Source organism: Prevotella sp. P4-119, from assembly GCF_002251345.1.
In the GTDB taxonomy this organism is placed as follows: Bacteria; Bacteroidota; Bacteroidia; order Bacteroidales; family Bacteroidaceae; genus Prevotella.
Window position 1 is genome coordinate 171,350 of sequence record NZ_NPJB01000063.1, and the last position, 18,599, is coordinate 189,948.

The 18,599-nt window shown below is 44.2% G+C and carries 15 protein-coding genes; 5 read left to right on the plus strand and 10 right to left on the minus strand.

The features are described 5' to 3' along the window. Positions 1-281: 281 nt before the first annotated feature. Positions 282-1,580: a DUF3078 domain-containing protein gene (locus CIK89_RS07035; protein WP_254046637.1), complete on the minus strand. Its 1,299-nt coding sequence runs from the start codon at positions 1,578-1,580 to the stop codon at positions 282-284. Between the two features lie 330 nt (positions 1,581-1,910). Here CIK89_RS07035 and CIK89_RS07040 point away from each other — a divergent pair, with 330 nt between their 5' ends. Genes CIK89_RS07040 through CIK89_RS07060 form a run of 5 tightly spaced genes read left to right on the plus strand, consistent with a single transcriptional unit; the run spans position 1,911 to position 10,751 of the window. Further along, positions 1,911-3,512 (plus strand): CTP synthase, encoded by a 1,602-nt coding sequence (locus CIK89_RS07040; protein ID WP_094390677.1) that lies wholly within the window; start codon positions 1,911-1,913, stop codon positions 3,510-3,512. Between the two features lie 31 nt (positions 3,513-3,543). Next, positions 3,544-5,424, plus strand: coding sequence for a membrane protein insertase YidC (yidC, locus tag CIK89_RS07045; protein WP_094390678.1), 1,881 nt, complete (start codon positions 3,544-3,546; stop codon positions 5,422-5,424). A gap of 16 nt (positions 5,425-5,440) precedes the next feature. Then, complete coding sequence (locus CIK89_RS07050) at positions 5,441-6,904, plus strand: DUF1846 domain-containing protein (protein WP_094390679.1); 1,464 nt, start codon at positions 5,441-5,443, stop codon at positions 6,902-6,904. Between the two features lie 16 nt (positions 6,905-6,920). Continuing rightward, a complete protein-coding gene (locus CIK89_RS07055) occupies positions 6,921-9,086 on the plus strand; it encodes a S9 family peptidase (RefSeq protein WP_094390680.1) in 2,166 nt (721 codons plus the stop codon). Positions 9,087-9,131: 45 nt separating this feature from the next. Then, positions 9,132-10,751 carry an MFS transporter gene (locus tag CIK89_RS07060; protein WP_094390681.1) on the plus strand — a complete coding sequence of 540 codons (1,620 nt, stop codon included), beginning with the start codon at positions 9,132-9,134 and terminating at the stop codon, positions 10,749-10,751. Positions 10,752-11,018: 267 nt separating this feature from the next. Here the strand turns inward: CIK89_RS07060 and CIK89_RS07065 are convergent, their stop codons facing one another. The 9 genes from CIK89_RS07065 to CIK89_RS07105 form a co-directional block, all read right to left on the minus strand. Beyond that, entirely contained in the window at positions 11,019-11,477 is a 459-nt protein-coding gene (locus tag CIK89_RS07065; RefSeq protein ID WP_144007373.1) for a hypothetical protein, read from the minus strand. A gap of 6 nt (positions 11,478-11,483) precedes the next feature. Further along, positions 11,484-12,773 carry a hypothetical protein gene (locus CIK89_RS07070; protein ID WP_094386733.1) on the minus strand — a complete coding sequence of 430 codons (1,290 nt, stop codon included), beginning with the start codon at positions 12,771-12,773 and terminating at the stop codon, positions 11,484-11,486. A 7-nt stretch (positions 12,774-12,780) separates the two neighbouring features. Then, positions 12,781-13,806 (minus strand): DUF6557 family protein, encoded by a 1,026-nt coding sequence (locus tag CIK89_RS07075; RefSeq protein WP_094386732.1) that lies wholly within the window; start codon positions 13,804-13,806, stop codon positions 12,781-12,783. Between the two features lies 1 nt (position 13,807). Then, a complete protein-coding gene (locus CIK89_RS07080; RefSeq protein WP_094386731.1) occupies positions 13,808-14,443 on the minus strand; it encodes a hypothetical protein in 636 nt (211 codons plus the stop codon). A gap of 97 nt (positions 14,444-14,540) precedes the next feature. After that, positions 14,541-15,710: a hypothetical protein gene (locus CIK89_RS07085; RefSeq protein WP_094390683.1), complete on the minus strand. Its 1,170-nt coding sequence runs from the start codon at positions 15,708-15,710 to the stop codon at positions 14,541-14,543. Between the two features lie 19 nt (positions 15,711-15,729). Then, complete coding sequence (locus tag CIK89_RS07090) at positions 15,730-16,059, minus strand: hypothetical protein (RefSeq protein ID WP_094387106.1); 330 nt, start codon at positions 16,057-16,059, stop codon at positions 15,730-15,732. Between the two features lie 27 nt (positions 16,060-16,086). Continuing rightward, the gene (locus CIK89_RS07095; protein ID WP_094390685.1) at positions 16,087-16,578 is read right to left on the minus strand and encodes a 3'-5' exonuclease; all 492 of its coding nucleotides are present in this window, start codon (positions 16,576-16,578) and stop codon (positions 16,087-16,089) included. Continuing rightward, a complete protein-coding gene (locus CIK89_RS07100; RefSeq protein ID WP_094390686.1) occupies positions 16,575-17,663 on the minus strand; it encodes a hypothetical protein in 1,089 nt (362 codons plus the stop codon). The genes CIK89_RS07095 and CIK89_RS07100 overlap by 4 nt, the downstream gene beginning before the upstream one ends. Further along, positions 17,656-18,597, minus strand: a complete 942-nt coding sequence (locus CIK89_RS07105; RefSeq protein ID WP_094390687.1) for a YafY family protein — start codon at positions 18,595-18,597, stop codon at positions 17,656-17,658. The genes CIK89_RS07100 and CIK89_RS07105 overlap by 8 nt, the downstream gene beginning before the upstream one ends. Positions 18,598-18,599 lie beyond the last annotated feature (2 nt).

Sequence of the window (18,599 nt, forward strand, 5' to 3'; positions counted from 1 at the left end):
GAAATTATAATATGAAACCGGTCTGTTTGCATCAAGTAAACAGACCGGTTTTTTATTTGAGACATAACTGAGACCCAACACCTCATAAATCCATCTCTCAAACGCTACATTATTTCAATCACGACGCTACCTTATCTTGAGAGCATCATTCCAATATCCGTCACACCACGAAACAGACTTCGAAAGACAAAGCAAAAGACATACCGAAGTAATGGTCTGCATACAAAGACTCCCCGACAAATTACTGTCGAGGAGTCTTTGTATGGGTATCGAATGCAGAATCAGAACGAATAGTTCAGACCCAACGAGCAATATTCCTGGAATTGAAAATAGCCAAGTTTGTCGTCGCGCTTGCCAGAATCGTCGAAGCGAGGATAAAGGAAAAGGTTGGCTGAGATATACTTGCTCACCTGAAACCGGAATTGGTTTTCCCATTCCATCAATCCACGATGATAAGAGGTATAATAGTAAAGACGACTCTTCCACGTCACTTGGTCGGTAATCGTCCACTTCACATCACCAGTAAACTGCGAACCGAAGTCCTCCTTAGTATGGTGACCACCAAGTTTATAACGGTCCAACAAGGTATTGCGTGCTACATAGCGGAAGTTGAACGAGAGGGGCGAGAAGTTGAGCGAACCTGTCAATTTTCCATTAAGCGCCTTCAGCTTATATTCCATACCGACACCAAGGTTGAGATCGAAAGGCGACATGAAGTCGGAATAGGTAAACTCATCGTTGGATTTCAGTCCTCTAGCAAACTGCGTATAAGCCAGCAACTGCAAGGTATAATACCATTTTTTCGATGCTTGCAGTCCGAGTTTACTGGTCAGACGAAGCAGGTCGTTGTTGGCTTTAAACTTATGCAACGTATCAGAGCGAGAGGTTTGGAAACCTAATTTCATCTCCAACTTGTTTGAAAAAGTTATCTTATCCTTGTCGTTATAGTTCATCTCAAGGGTAACAGCTCCTACTGCCGAGTAGTTGCTCTCACCACCTTTATGCCAGTTGTCCGACACATAGTTTTGCAGGAATTGCAGATAGCCTTCGCCTTTAAACTTCCAGAAGTTAGGCTTCGTAACTACCAGTCCGATGGGCACAGCCTCTGGTTCTTCTGGCTGCAACTCAACTTTTCGTGTAAGATCTACCTTCTGCTTCACTTCCTTGTTGACATCCTCTCGTAGCGTTCCAGCTTTCTTCAAACGTGTCTCGTTATTCTTCACCAAGTCTGGACGCTTCATATAGAGTTGGAGCATAGCTTTGTCAACAGCCTCTGCTACTTCGTCACCTTTCTCTCCATCAAGCGACAACAGACGCTTCACACCAGAGTGATAGAATGTTGTAGGAGCAAAAAGGCGATAATAGCGCCCATCGGTCGATTCGCTATGCAGGCTATCGTTCACTCGCCGCACTTCTTCAAGCTGTTGCTTGAGTAATGCCAGCGAGTCGGCATATTGCTTCACAATCAAAGCGGTATCGGCACTTGCCCTACCACTTTTAGTCAATCTGCGCTGGGCCATAGACTGTGTGGCAGTCAGCAGAGTAAACAATAGAAGTAACAGATACTTGTATTTCATCATTATCAAATATTTCGGATGCAAAGATACGAAATAAATCTCAAATCATATCCTAATACCCATATTTATTTCGCCATACCGATGTTGCACACCCATAGATAGCGTTATAGATGTATCGGGAATAAGCATGGATAGTTTGACACTTGCGTTCAAAAATGAAAGAAAAACAAAATATCCTTTAGCATTTCGCTCACTTATTCGTACCTCTGCGACGTTGTCGCTTAGGTACTAGCGTTCGAGAATACAAAAGAAAAGAAAAGTTTTCTTTTGTATTCTGCTCACTTATTCGTACCTTTGCACCTTGTATTAATAATTATACTTATATTATTACATATGACACACACAAAATACATTTTCGTCACGGGTGGCGTAGTATCGTCACTGGGAAAGGGCATTATCTCTTCATCAATAGGAAAGCTTTTACAAGCCCGTGGCTACAACATCACTATTCAAAAGTTTGACCCATACATCAACATCGATCCGGGCACGCTGAATCCCTATGAACACGGAGAATGCTATGTTACGGTAGATGGTATGGAAACCGACCTCGACCTCGGACACTACGAACGGTTCACAGGCATTCAGACTACCAAGGCCAACTCGCTGACAACAGGACGAATCTACAAAGCTGTCATCGACAAAGAGCGCCACGGAGACTATCTGGGAAAAACCATTCAGGTGGTACCACACATCACCGACGAGATTAAGAGAAACGTCAAACTGCTGGGAGAAAAGTACCACTACGATTTCGTCATCACAGAAATTGGCGGAACCATCGGCGACATCGAGAGTGCTCCATTCATGGAAGCCATCCGACAGCTGAGGTGGGAATTGGGAAAGAATGCCATCAACGTGCACCTGACCTACGTACCCTATCTGAGAGCAGCAGGGGAACTCAAAACCAAGCCAACCCAGCATTCAGTAAAAGAACTACAGAGCGTGGGCATACAGCCCGACATCCTCGTGCTCCGCACAGAGAAACATCTGAGCGATGAGATACGCCATAAAGTGGCTGCCTTCTGTAACGTCGATTACGACTGCGTCATACAGAGCGAAGACCTACCCAGCATCTATGAAGTGCCGGTCAACATGCAAAACCAAGGCATCGACACCGCCATTCTTCGCAAGATGAACATGGAGGTCGGTCCCACTCCAGAACTCGGACCATGGAAAAGTTTCCTCGAACGACGCAACAAAGCCACAAAAGAAGTACACATCGGACTGGTGGGAAAATACGACTTGCAGGATGCATACAAGAGCATTCGCGAAAGTCTCTCGCAAGCAGGAGTATATAACGACCACAAGACTGTGCTGACATTCATCAACTCGGAAGACATTACAGAAGATAATGTGGCACAAAAACTGGCAGGTCAAGACGGTATCGTCATCTGTCCGGGATTCGGCCACCGCGGCATAGAGGGCAAAATCATAGCCGCCCACTACACCCGCACACACGATATCCCCACCTTCGGCATCTGCCTCGGCATGCAGATGATGGTCATCGAATTTGCACGCAACGTGTTAGGCTATACTGATGCCAACAGCAAGGAAATGGACGAAAAGACACCACACAACGTGATTGACATCATGGAAGAACAGAAAGACATCACCAACATGGGCGGAACCATGCGACTCGGTGCATTCGACTGCATCCTGCGTCAAGGATCACACGTCTTCAACATCTATCAGAAAGAACACATACAGGAGCGCCACCGCCACCGCTATGAGTTCAATAGTGACTATATCAAGGAATATGAGCAAAAAGGCATGCAATGTGTAGGCCGAAACCCAGAAAGCAATCTCGTGGAGATAGTAGAAATACCAAAGCTCAAATGGTACATCGGAACACAGTTCCACCCAGAATACCAATCGACCGTGCTCCATCCACATCCGCTCTTCCTTGATTTCATAAAAACAGCAATAATAAATAAATAAAAAATAATCAGAAAGAACAAAACAACAAGAAATGAACAAGAACACCATCATCGGTTTCATCCTCATCGCAGTCGTGCTGATAGGGTTCAGTTGGTACAACAGTCCCTCGCAAGAGCAGATCGAAGCCGCACGTCAACAAGACTCCATCGCCAATGCACTCCAGGACAAGGCTAAAAAGGCCGCTCCCCAAGAAACTATCAACAAAAAGCAACAGGAGAAGGCGCTGGCTGCCGACACTACGGCACTCTTCTACCCTGCCCTTAACGGCAAATCAAAACAGGTTACTCTGAAAAACAACAAACTCGAACTGACACTCGACACCAAAGGTGGCGTAGTGCGCAAGGCTCGTATTCTCGGTTTCAAAGACCTCAATGGCGCTAAAGACCTCACACTCTTCGATGCCAAGGACCAAAACCTCAACTTCCTGTTTGCAGGCAAAGAGGACAACATCGTAACTGCCGACCTCTACTTCGTTCCATCAGAACAAACTGACTCGACCGTCACCATGACAGCCACAGCCAGCAATGGCGGACAGCTCATCATGAAATACAGACTCGGCAACGACTACATGCTCCACTTCTCACTTCAAGCTCAAGGACTGGCAAAAGCCTTCGCACCTACCTATAAGGAGATGGAGATTGAATGGACTGACCATTGCCGCCAGCACGAGAAGGGACACTCCTTTGAGAATCGCTACACCTCTATCTTCTATAAAGAGAGCAAAGGTAGCACCGACAATCTCTCCGAGTCGGGTGATAAGTCAAAAACCATTGAGGACGAACTCGACTGGGTGGCTTTCCGCAACCAGTTCTTCAGCGTTGCTTTCATTTCTAAAGACAACTTCTCGGCTAATGCTGCACTCTCCAGCATCTCACAGGAGAAAGGCACCAACTATCTGAAACAGTTTGATGCAAAACTCAAGACTGCATTCGATCCAACAGGTGTCAAGGTCTCTGAGTTTGAAATGTATATTGGTCCCAACAACTTCCGCCTCATACAGAGTGTAGAAGCACAAAGCCAGTTTGGCAAAGACCTCGACCTCGAACAGCTCGTCAACCTCGGATGGACACTCTTCCGCTGGATCAACCGCTGGTTCACGCTCTATGTCTTCGACTTCCTGGCAAGCCTCGGCTTCAGTATGGGTGTCGTGCTGATTCTCATCACCATCATCCTCAAGGTTATTACCTATCCTATGGTGAAGAAGAGCTACATGTCATCTGCCAAGATGCGCGTGCTCAAACCCAAACTCGAAGAGGCTACCAAGCAGTATGACAAGCCGGAAGACCAGATGAAGAAACAACAGGAGATGATGTCGCTCTACTCCAAATATGGTGTAAGCCCAATGGGTGGATGTCTCCCCATGATTATCCAAATGCCAATCTGGATTGCCATGTTCTGGTTTGTTCCAAATGCCATTCAACTGCGTGGACAGAGCTTCCTCTGGATGGACGATCTCTCTACCTACGACCCCATTTTTGAATGGGGCACCAATATCTGGGGTATCGGCGACCACCTCTCACTCACCTGTATTCTCTTCTGTGCCGCACAGCTCATCTACACATGGATTTCTATGCGCCAACAGCGTGACCAGATGGTTGGACAGCAGGCAGAGCAGATGAAGATGATGCAATGGATGATGTACATCATGCCGCTCATGTTCTTCTTTATCTTCAACGACTACTCCAGCGGTCTTAACTTCTATTACTTCATCTCGCTGTTCTTCTCTGCCAGCATCATGTGGCTGCTCCGCAAAACCACTAACGACGAGAAACTCCTCGCCATACTGGAAGCCAACTATCAGGCCAACAAGAACAATCCTAAGAAACAAAGTGGACTGGCTGCACGTCTGGAAGCACTACAAAAGCAACAGGAAGAACTGCAACGCCAGCGCAACAATCTCCACAAGAAATAACAAGATCGCTAATATCATGACAATAGGTTTCGACAACGATAAATACCTCAAAATACAGTCAGAACACATTCGCGAGCGTATCGCCAAGTTCGATGGTAAACTCTACCTCGAACTCGGCGGTAAGCTGTTCGACGACCATCATGCCTCACGAGTTTTGCCTGGCTTCAAGCCCGACAGCAAACTCCGCATGTTTGGACAACTGCGCGATAGTTTGGAAATAGTCATCGTCATCAGCGCTGATGACATTGAGAAAAACAAGGTGCGTGCCGACCTCGGCATTACCTACGATGAAGATGTGCTCCGACTGCGCGACGAATTTATGAGCCGCGACTTCATGGTCGGCTCAGTAGTTATCACCCACTACGACGGACAGCGTGCTGCAGATGCCTTCCGCCATCGCTTGGAACGTCTCGGCATCAAATCCTACGTACACTATCTCATCGATGGTTATCCACATGATGTGGCACTCATCGCCTCGGACGAAGGATTCGGCAAAAACGATTTCGTAGAGACTGAACGCCCACTCGTCATCGTCACAGCTCCTGGACCCGGAAGCGGTAAGATGGCGGTATGCCTCAGCCAACTCTATGGCGAGAACAAACGTGGTGTTCATGCCGGATATGCTAAGTTTGAAACATTCCCTGTATGGAATCTGCCGCTGAAACATCCTGTCAACATCGCCTACGAGGCTGCTACCGCCGACCTCAACGATGTCAACATGATCGACCCCTTCCACATGGAAGCCTACGGCAAAGTGGCTATCAACTACAATCGCGACATAGAAATATTCCCTGTGCTCAATGCGCTCTTCGAAGGAATCTATGGCGAGAACCCCTACAAATCACCCACAGACATGGGTGTCAATATGGTAGGCTTCTGCATTTCCGACGACGAAGTGTGCTGTCAAGCATCAAAGGATGAAATCATACGTCGCTACTATGCTGCTACCAACAAACTGGCTGATGGTGCCGACAATGAAAACGAGGTAAACAAAATCCTGATGCTCTTCAATCAGGCTAAGATTACCACAGCCACCCGCAAAACTACCGTGGCTGCTGCTAAATACAAAGCAGAAACAGGACACACCTCAGCAGCCATCGAACTCCATGACGGTACGATCATCACCGCCAAGTCGAGTCCGTTGCTCGGATGTTGCGCCGCACTAATCCTCAATGCCACTAAATATCTGGCTGGCATCAACCACGAGGTGAAACTCATCCCACAAAGCATGATAGAACCCATTCAAAAGACTAAGACCGAATTCCTCGGAGCAAGAAACCCACGTCTGCACACCGATGAGGTACTCGTGGCGCTCTCCGTACTTTCGGAAAACGATGAGAACTGTCGCCGCGCATTAGAGCAATTGCCACAGTTGCGCGACTGTCAAGTTCACAGCACCGTCATGCTCAGCGAAGTAGATCGAAAGATTTTCAAGAAACTGGGATGCGGACTGACATGCGATCCTATCAAGAAAAAATAGCTAAGAATTGTAATCTATGAACAAACTAATTACACTTGTCGCCACCGCTCTGCTCATCATAGGCGCTGGGACAGCAAAAGCACAAGACAACGTGAACATTGGAAAAAGCAACATCAAGCTCAACAGCCGGATGATGACTCCCGAAGCTCTTTGGGCCATGGGACGCATTGGCGGTGTGGCTGCATCACCCAACGGCAGTCAGGTGGTCTATCAAGTAGGCTACTACAGCGTGAAGCAAAACAAAGGCCATCAGGTCATCTGCATCATGAATGCCGACGGTAGCCATCAACGCCAGCTCACCACCAGCAGCAAAAGCGAGACAGATCCCGTATGGCTTAATGCCGAAACCATTGCGTTCAACTGTGGCGGAGAAATCTGGACCATGAAAGCCGACGGTAGCGATCGCCAACAACTGACTAAGACTGGGGGCAAGGTAGAAGGCTTCAAATTCTCACCCGACGGAACGAAAGTCATCCTCATACAGTCGATTCCTTTCCACGAAATCATCAAGAAGAACCCCGACGACCTGCCTTTGGCTACAGGACGCCGCGTTACCGACTTGATGTACCGCCATTGGGATCATTACGTAGAGAGCATCCAGCATCCTTTCTTAGCAGAAGTGACTGCTGAAGGAGTTGGACAGGGTATAGATATTCTTGAAGGCGAACCTTTCGAATGTCCTATGGAACCATTCGGTGGTATTGAACAGCTGGCATGGAGTCCCGATTCGAAGACCATTGCCTATACTTGCCGCAAGAAAATCGGCATGGAATATGCTACTTCGACCGACTCTGATATCTTCCTTTATAATATAGGTACGCGCGAGACACGCAACCTCTGCAAACCTGCCGACTGGAAACAGCCTGCAACCGACATGACCCACACCCGTACGGATCAGGCTGTCAATGCAGACCCTAATGCCAATACTGGCTACGACCAGAATCCTATGTTCTCGCCAGACGGTAAATATATTGCTTGGCAGTCGATGCCTCGCGATGGCTATGAGTCTGACCTTAACCGCATCTGTGTCTATTCGCTCGAAACCGGCACCAAGCAGTACGTTGCCCACAACTCAGATATCGATGCCTTCTGCTGGGCTCCTGCAAAAGACAAAACTGCCATGCTCTATTTCATCAGCGTATGGCATGGTTGCAAGAACATGTATCGTGTAGATCGCAAAGGCGTGGTAAGTCAGCTGACCGACCACTGGTCTGACTGGACTTCGCTCCAATTGGCCAACGACGGTAAGCGCATCCTCGCTACTCGCCAGAGCATTTCCGCTCCAACAGATATCTACATGGTTACTCCCGGCAAGAACATCGAGAAGACTCAGGTTACCCAGATCAGTCAGGAGAATAAGCAGATTCTCGACCAACTCACCTTCGGTAAGGTGCAACAGCGTTGGGTAAAGACCACCGATAATAAAGAGATGCTCGTATGGGTTATCTTGCCTGCCAACTATGAGGAAGGTAAGAAATATCCCACCCTGCTATTCTGCGAAGGCGGTCCACAGAGTCCCGTATCACAGTTCTGGAGCTACCGCTGGAATTTCCAGATCATGGCTGCCAACGGCTATGTAGTCATCGCACCCAACCGTCGTGGTCTCCCCGGCTTTGGTCAGGAGTGGAAAGAAGAGATTTCTGGCGACTGGACCGGCCAATGCATGGATGACTATCTGTCTGCCATCGATGATGCCGCAAAGAATCTGCCCTTCGTTGACAAAGACCGCTTGGGTTGCGTTGGTGCTTCATTTGGCGGTTTCAGCGTATATTATCTCGCTGGTCACCACAACAAGCGCTTCAAGGCGTTCATCTCACACGATGGTGCTTTCAACCTCGAATCCATGTACACCGACACCGAAGAAGTATTCTTCAGCAATCAGGAGTACGACGATGCTTATTGGAAGAAAGACCGTACCGCTCGTGCCGACAAGACTTATAAGAACTCTCCCCACTTGTTTGTAGATCAATGGGATACCCCCATCCTCTGCATCCACGGCGAGAAAGACTACCGCATTGTTTATAACCAAGGTATGGGTGCTTTCAATGCCGCACGTCTGCGTGGCGTTCCTGCCGAACTGCTCATCTTCCCCGATGAGAACCACTGGGTATTGAAACCCCAGAACGGCATTCTGTGGCAGCGCACCTTCTTTGGCTGGCTCGACCGTTGGTTGAAGAAATAATCCGTAGTACACTCACTCTGCAACAAACAATTATCTAATAAACAAATGACACAAGAAATTCAAAAAACTCTGAGAGATTCTGCCGCCATGCGCTGGACAGCCCTTCTGTTGCTTGCCCTCGCCATGTTCTGCAGCTATATCTTTATGGATATTCTCTCGCCCATCAAAGACCTCATGCAGGAGTATCGCGGATGGGACTCTACCGCCTTCGGTACCATGCAGGGTTCGGAGGTATTCCTCAACGTATTCGTATTTTTCCTCATCTTTGCAGGTATCATCCTCGACAAGATGGGTGTGCGCTTCACCGCTGTACTTTCAGCAGCCGTTATGTTGACTGGTGCTATTGTCAAGTGGTACGCTGTGACCGACTATTTCACCGGCAGCAGTCTGGAAGTATGGTTTAATAACAACCTCAACTACATTCCTGTATTCGACGAATTGGGCGTTTCGCCTTTCTATGAGGGAATGCCCGCCTCAGCCAAGTTTGCCGCCTGCGGCTTTATGATCTTCGGCTGTGGTTGCGAAATGGCAGGAATCACCGTGAGCCGCGGTATTGTGAAATGGTTTAAGGGACGCGAAATGGCACTGGCTATGGGTTCTGAGATGGCATTGGCACGTTTGGGTGTTGCCACCTGTATGATTTTCTCTCCCTTCTTTGCCAAGCTCGGTGGTAATATCAGCGTTAGCCGTAGCGTTGCCTTCGGCGTAGTACTGATGTGTATTGCCCTCATCATGACCATCGTTTATTTCTTCATGGATAAGAAACTCGACAGTCAGACTGGTGAGGCAGAAGAGAAAGACGATCCATTCAAGATTAGCGATCTGGGACAGATTCTCACGTCAAGCGGTTTCTGGCTCGTTGCCCTGTTGTGTGTGCTCTACTATTCAGCTATCTTCCCCTTCCAGAAGTATGCGGTAAACATGCTGCAGTGTAACCTCACCCTCGTTGAACCTTCACAGGATTCGTTTTGGGCAAGTTCTTCTGTAACCATCGTACAGTATGTTATCATGCTCATCGTAGCTGCTGCAGGTTTTGCCAGCAATTTCCAAAAGGTAAAGAGAAACCAGTTTATCCTGCTCGCCTTTTCAATTATCTCGCTCATAACCTATTGTTACATGGGTTACATGCGTCAGTCGGCAGAGAGTATCTTCGCTGTATTCCCACTGTTGGCAGTACTCATCACCCCAATCCTCGGCAGTTATGTTGACCACAAGGGTAAGGCAGCTTCTATGTTGATACTCGGTTCGGTATTGCTTATCGCTTGCCACCTGACCTTTGCCTTCATTCTGCCTTTGTTCAAGGATAGCGCTGTGGGTGGTATCATCATTGCCTACGCTACTATTCTGGTATTGGGAAGTTCGTTCTCGCTGGTTCCTGCTTCATTGTGGCCCAGTGTGCCCAAACTGGTTGATGCTAAGGTTATCGGTTCTGCCTATGCGTTGATCTTCTGGATTCAGAACATCGGTTTGTGGCTGTTCCCCTTGCTCATCGGTAAGGTGCTCGACAAGTCTAATCCGGGTGTTACCGATCCTACAAAGTTCGACTACACCGCTCCCCTCATCATGTTGGCAAGTCTTGGCGTTGCAGCCCTGTTGCTCGGTTTCGTGCTGAAGGCTGTTGACAAGAAGAAAGGTCTGGGACTGGAAGAACCCAACATCAAGTAATTGCAATTGATAACTCAATGCAACATACCCATTCGGGGACTCACCATGAGGTTGAGTCCCCGAATTTCGTTTATCTCAATGTGATATTATTCCATTTCATAGTAATCATTACATAAGAGCATGAACTCGCTTTATGACGCAATTATATTTACACGCGTAAAGCGTTACAATATTACAGTATTACAGATTTCAAAAAGCTAAAACAATGGTTTTAGAGTGTACTTTTTCGATTTTTGGCCTATAAACAGCAGAAAAATTCGTTTTCTATTATTGTAATAACACAATTGCTCGAAGTTCTTGAGTAGATTGAGTCGCCATTCCCCACTTAATCCTCAATTCACCTGGTACAGATTCAATCCAGTCGCTAAACGGTTGTAGCTCATCCATCCGTAAAGGCTGTTCTTCGGGAAAGAAGAAAAACACTAGAGCATGATTGAATGGTTCAAGATGTGTGGAATTTCTTGTTATTTCGACCATCATCAAATTCATTCTGTTTGCCATTAAGGCATCTACAGAAACATCAAAGGCATGAATTTCTCCACCTTCCTGAAACAGGTCTCTCACATCGTTAACATCGATGCTCGCAAGACCCTTAGGAGCGTTGAGCACATCCATGATGCAGCGTTTAACCTGTCTGTGCTCTTCTTCTATTGTAACTTTTTCGTCAATGAGGGCAAAAACGGGTCTCATGTATTCTGGCCCTATCATGCATTTCTGTTCTTCCATAATCATCTATCCTTTTATTGATTGATACTCTTCTGGGAAGTCTTTCTTTAGCATGGCAAGGAAAGCATACTGATACATCGAACCGACAAAGTGTGCCATGCTTGGCAAAGGTCTCTTGGTTGCCCTGTCAAAGAGTGAACTCCAGATATGATTTAGCTCGTCCTCCCTAAAGCCGTTATCCATTCCCCGATGCAGATAAACATGTTTAAGGCATTCCGCTTCAAGTGGGTTCTGGCCAGACATCAGCTGAACAATCCTTGCTGACTCTTTCCAAGTCATACCTATCCAGCCCGTCATGAACCAGCAGACATCCTCTCTATATAGGAATCCGTATGGGAATCGCCATTTGTCAAATAGCCGTACTACACCGTGTTTCTTCTTATAGTCTTCAATGTTATGGACGTGAATTTCGTAAATCAGCCGTGCACTGTATAGGGCAGTAATGGTAAGCAGGTCTTCCATAGAAGTTATCTTACCGAAAAGTATCTCAGCCATTTCCTTTGCCAACTTGTCACCAAAGAAAGGAATGCTTCTGTCTTCTTCATCAAACAATGTCTGATAACCATTTGAATAATACAGAATGTTTGCACTTCCACGATGATACATGTCTGGACATACCTTGCCAGCCTTGACGATTTCATGTTGAATGCGCTTGATGCGAGTCAGCGTATCTGAGCGGATGACGTTAAATCTGAATATATGTATGTTGTCAGTCGGCTCAACATCACCGTCAATGCAAAGCGTATCTAATCCGTCATCTCCTTCCACTTCATAAACCTTATAATGTTCTGCTACACCATCAGGACAGACAACTATAGAATAGCCTTTCTGCTTCTTCCTATATCCACGAAACGTATTGATTTCTTCTTCACTCTGAATGTTGTCTATGTCTGATGTGCGGGCAACATTGTCATACCCGAATACTTCTGTAGCCTTGAAATATGCCCAGTCATAGGTATCTTCATCAACCTCAATGTCCATCGTCGTATCACTATCTTCATCGCCCCAAAAGTCTATCGGTGTAAGGCTGATACTTCCAAGGCAAATGTTAGTAATTCCAAGTGCATGACAAACATGCGAAGCGGTCATCCATCTGTGGCCTGGTCCGATAAGTGCATCAGGCATAGACGTTAGTTCTTTCACGTATCGGTGCATCGCCAAGAAGTAATCGACCTGCTTCCTATTCTCAATAAAAGTGAGTTCCTGTAACAAGGTAAATGTTCTGACTCCAAGATTGGGAATGCTCTCTTTCCCTTCTATGACGAGCTTTCTTAATTGTTCTATTGCTGTTTCCATATAGTAGTTATTTTACTAATGGGTTATTGGAATTGTATGCAGCATAACTGATGACCACTTGATTACCAAGTGCAGGGTCATAGTCAAGGATGAGGTCGCCATACTTGCGTCCTTCTGCCAACAGATTGCATAAAAGAATCTCGTCTTCCGTCAGAACTTCATGCTCTGTTCCTGTGACAAGACGGACAACGATGCCGTCCATCTTTGGTATCATGTCATACGATGTAAACAACTCGTATAGATACTTTGCGCCACTTTTACCATTAGAGGCATACGACATGATTTCCTCAGTACAGAACAACTCAGAATGGAAAAGCTCACAGAGTTGTTCAACGAGTATATAGTTTCTGACACCTTTCAATGCCGGTATGGCTTGAACTATAAAATCACTGATAACGGACATTCGCTCATAGTAGTGTTCCAAGAACTCTATTCTAAAATGTTTCTTCCGTTTTATTCTGTTCATGGGAGTGCTACCCAAGAACATAGAGTCCTTCGCTTGTTTGATAAGCTCTGCTTTCTTCGACTTGGATAGTTGTCTTATGGTCGGTATGAAGCCACCATGTTCTCGTATTATACTGAAATTCTGTAAAGCTTTTGCTTTATAGTACAAGCTATCGTCCCATCTGTTTAACGTATCTAAGTCCAAATCTTCGGTTCTGAAGCGTTCTTTTACATGTTTTTCAACGAATCCATAGAAAGATGTATGCCACAAGCAACAAGCAGCCAGTTCTTCTTTGGTTGCTTTTACGTCTAGTGCTACTATCAACTCTTTGGTAAGCGAGTGCTCCCACAAGTCACCCTCCATCGGATAAGCGTTAAGATGCAGTCCGCTACCGTCCTCCCAGTCTTCCATGGTTATGTGACACACCTTGTCATTGGCATCCTCATGGAAAACTGGTTGTAACAGACGCAGCATGTCAATATGGATTTTGTACCAGCCAAGACTTTGCCTCATGTCTGGGTACATCCTGACAATATGAGGAGCCACATCCTCATACCGTACGCAGTCTAAAAGTTCCTTGAATGTCATATCAAACCTTTTTGTTGATTTCTATGTTAATCTCAGTCTCAAACTTCTGTACATATATGAAGTCAGTGATAGCGAAGTTCATGTGGTCAAAGAGGTTGTGAAATGCACTGATTAGGTGCAAGTCTTTCGTCAGTTCTCTATCAAGCCCCTCATTCCAATTAGGCGGTGGGCAGTCCATACCGATAAAAGTGTCAAAGTCCTCATTGATGTCCCTTGGCAGGGTTAGCGTTGGCAGCGTAACACCATCATCATATAATGGGTTCCAACCTCTGTCACAGATTGCGCCCCAAAGTTCTTCGCGTTCTTCACCTTGCAAGGGGTGAAGTTCTGGATAGTCATAGGAGAGGAAGCATTTAGCTGTAACCTCCATATCATCCCCCCAGGCGTTTTCTTTGATGCTGCCCCAGATACTATAAGCCCTGTCGTACATATCCTTCAGTGCGTCTCTCAGAGCATCGTTAAAGGCGATGATGTCTGGTAGAATATCCTCTTGGTGAGCCAGCACTCTCTTATTTATCATGCTCTTACGCAAGGATAACAGGCAGTCGCAATCGGAATAATCGTGCCGATTGTCGTTGTATTTCCATAGAATCTCTCTCTCGATGAGTTCAATGTCGTAATCATGTAAGTCAACCATATTACTACTTCTTTTCAAATTACACTGCAAAATAAACAAAGACCTCCGCCAACTGGTGGCAGAGGTCAAAGGAAAGTGATGTTATTGTGAAAAATAATTATATCTTCTGGATTTCTTCTTTTAAATCTTTTATTTCCTTGCAAATACCTTCTATAATCTCGTTGTCATTATTGCCAAATTGAGAAAACACTTTTTTCCCAATCCAAACCTTTTCAGAAGTATTGTATCCCCGTCCTTTCAATATTTCTTTTAATTTATGGACTTCTTTATCTTGGTTGTTGTCATAACCCTTAGTATCATAGTCAATGTGTCTTATTGCTATATAACCTTTCTCTTTATCTGTTATCGTTATTCCATATTGATTATTCAACTTATACCTATGGTTCTTTTCTTCATAGGCCTCAAGATTGCATTCTGATATAACTTTTTCTACGAGAATCCTCACATCCGATATCTTTATTTGCCTCTTTTTATTGTGGATCCTCTCTTCATATTCTTTGATCTGTTTAGCGCATTCTTTTTGTATCAATGCGATATCAATATGCTCATAATTATCTGAACTAATGAGGTATGGAATGACCGAAGCAACAAGATTCAACTCTTCATTTGTTTTATATGCTGGGTGTGGGATACCAATACATAGTTTTCCATTAAGAACACCTACATAAATATTACCACAAACAATCTTGTATTTGAACTGGATATTTCCTGACATTTTTGACAAATTTAAAAGTCTTTCAAAGCATTTCTTTCCACTAAGGAATATCAAATGCTTGGATTTGGTTATATTTATTAAATGAAGTGTATATGGGATTGTCTCTACTAATAAGGTATCGCTTATCTCATCTGCTTTTGGGGTACTGAAAAATGATGCGTTCGTGACAATAATTTTACTATCATCTTCTATTATTTCATTCAAATTAGTCTGTGACAAGCATCTTTTCAAGCCTTTCCAATAGCCCCATTTTCTATGATTCTCCCATGACGAGGGTTTACCTTCTTCCCTGCAGTAATTACCTTTAAGCAAATGATTCTGGTCTTGATTATTATTGTACAAGTATGACCAGTTTTTATTTTCACATTGCTCCTTGTAAGTACCTCCACTACCAGGATTAATTCCAACAATCATCAATTCCGGTTTTTCTGAAATCAGAGAAAGATCAGATTGGGTATAATATGCTAGATTTACCTCCTTACGACTCGCAATTTCATGATACTCTCTGACGGTTTTTTCAGCCCATTTTACAATTTCTTCTTGAATGTTCATAACTTCATCGGGATTATAATTAGAATACATCTGTTTGGTAGAGTTGTTTCACAGTTATCTCATCTTTATCTAACTGGTAGAGGCCAGAAGGCAAATCATCTTGGATTACCTCTCGCTCATAATAATCCATATCCTCATCTACTAAGACTTTTTTATAATAATTCTGCTCGTCTTGTTCAATTCTACCAGTAAAACATTGGGGAATCTCAAAAGACTCGCCATCATTTACTTCTATATGATAAGCTTCCAGGCCTTGCTGTCCTAAAAGCTCTTCCTCATTGGTATCATTATAGTCAAGACCAAAATCTTCACAAATACTTTCTATGGTTGGCATTATTAATACAAACATAACAATAAAAATTAAAAGTTAATCATTTTACAATATTTCTCTTGCTATCCATGCACAAGCTTCTGCATCTGCCAATGCATGGTGATGATCCTCTAAGCAATAGTCACAGGCAGCAGCTACAGTTTGAAGCTGGTGGTTTTCTAAATCAGGGAGTACTCGCCGTGAGACACAAAGGGTGTCATAGAACTCATAGTCTGGATAGTCCATCTGATAGACGCGGAACACTGCCTTCAGACAACCTTCGTCAAAAGGCTTATTATGAGCAACGAGTGGTAAGTTCGTTATCAGAGGCTCTATCTGAGCCCATACTTTTGGAAAAACTGGTGCATCGTCAGTATCTTCATGGCAGAGACCATGAACCTGTGAGCACCAATAGTTATAATAGTTCGGTTCTGGTTGGATGAGAGAGTAGAACGAATCTACTATCTCACCATTTCGTACAATGACGATACCAACAGAACAAACCGAAGAACGCTCGTTGTTAGCTGTCTCAAAATCTATTGCTGCAAAATCTTTCATTTTATTGTTTTTATTATTTCTAACAGTTGATAATAATAGTTGTTCAATGCTTCAACTATAATATCACTATCTGTTGATTTGATAGTAGGAAGATGTAAATATATCCTGTTCTTCAATCCCATGTTATCAATTATTGCATTGGGATATCTCTTTATTAATTCTTCTTTATACGGGACAAAACAATTTGTATCCCAGACTGTAACAAACACATGAAAGTAATCGTCATTTTCTATGTTTTTTCGTCCATACCAAGATTCAAGTCCTATTTTGTTTGTCTTATCATTGAAAGAAATTCCTAAATCCCAGCCTTGATAAATCCACCATTTAGCGCTTGTCATTTGTTTTAATCGGCTTTTGATTAATGACAATTTTGACAAGTATCCAATCTCTCCTTGGAATTTATCAGAAGATCTGGTATCATAACAGAATTGAAGTTTCATCAACATACCCTCCGGTTTGTTTTTCATAAAACGCATCAGTCGCCTAGGATGCATAAAACTGTTTTCTTCAAAAACAGGACTTAGGTATTTAACACCTAGTTCATGAATGGTTTTATCAAAAAAGCATTTTGCTTTGTCTCTAAATTGAGAGTGTTGGGACAATTGTCCAAAACCTAAATAACATGGTGCTTTTAAGTTTTTAATGTCATCATTGAATATTTTATCATTTATGTCATTAAGTTTAAACTGATTGTTCAAAGCAATTCCTTTATTAGGATTTGGATCTTTGAGGTAAAACAGGTTAAATATTTGAATAACACCATTAAGATTGCCGTAACCGTTAAGTCTAGCTCTCTCAGTAAACAATTCGTTTACAAGATTCAACGTGGGATCACTACCAAATTCATACCAATCTTCGGTAAAACTTTGGTCATTATCGAACTGACGCAGATGGTTCAGCAATTCCTTATCTGTTTCTGCATGATGATCAGGATACTTAAAATTGGCTCCACGCGAATTCATCATTACTATCGAACCAATAACATCCCATGAGTTGCCAAATTGCAGTAAAGTCCGCCAACGGTATCCCATGTCAGTATTGGCTATTTTATTATAGTGAGTATAGACTTTCATCTGTTTATTCATTGCTTATATTATATTTGTTCCACATTCTTTTAATCTTTCCGGCAATTTCTTTACGGAGCCAGAGAGGTTCCAACACTTCCATATCCTCACCGTTCCAAAGTATTTCTTGTTGGAAGTCAAACTCTGGACGGAGATTAAAGGTAAAGATGCTATACTCTTCATTGCGCTCTATCTCTTCCTGCGACTCGTGCATTTTCAGATCACGGATGTAATTGGCCTGTCCTGCTGACACCTTTAACTTAACAGGTTGAATCTTGACAGACTGTTCGGCTATGATACCAAAACAACCAGCAAAGAAATCCTCTGCCGTCCAATCCTTTGGCATTTCAAATGTCTCGTCTGTTGCATGAAGATATTTAATTCGATCAAGGGAATAGATACGTGGCCCTTTCTCATAATAGTAGGAATAAGTGCTACGAGCCACCATGTACCAACGCTGCCGGAATAGTTTTACACAATACGGCTGAACATCGAAGTTGTTCTCCTCGTCCTTCCAATAACTGTGATAGGTCATGTTTAGCACACGATTTTCCTTCATAGCTTCGATGATGGGCTGAAGGTAATCCTGCCCCGATGGAACATACTCCAAGATGATACGCTCTTTGATGCTCTGGCTATTCGCTAAAGCATTGCTGACACAGAATGTGTTGTAAAGCCAGGAACGGAGTCCGTTCTTGCTAATATCCTCTTCATTCTCGATGTAGTAACGGTACTCGCCACGCCCTTCATTGGCGATGTTGATGCCAAACATATCCCAGATGACATAACGCCAGTTGTCGAAGGTACGTTTGGGGATATCCACACCTCTGCTAATGTCATCGCGAAGCCATAGCTCGTTCAGTTCTTTGAATGAAATCTTCCGTCTGCGATATATGGTTTCTATCACCCAGACGTATTTGGTAATCAGGTTTTGCCCTCTATCGTTATTAATCATTT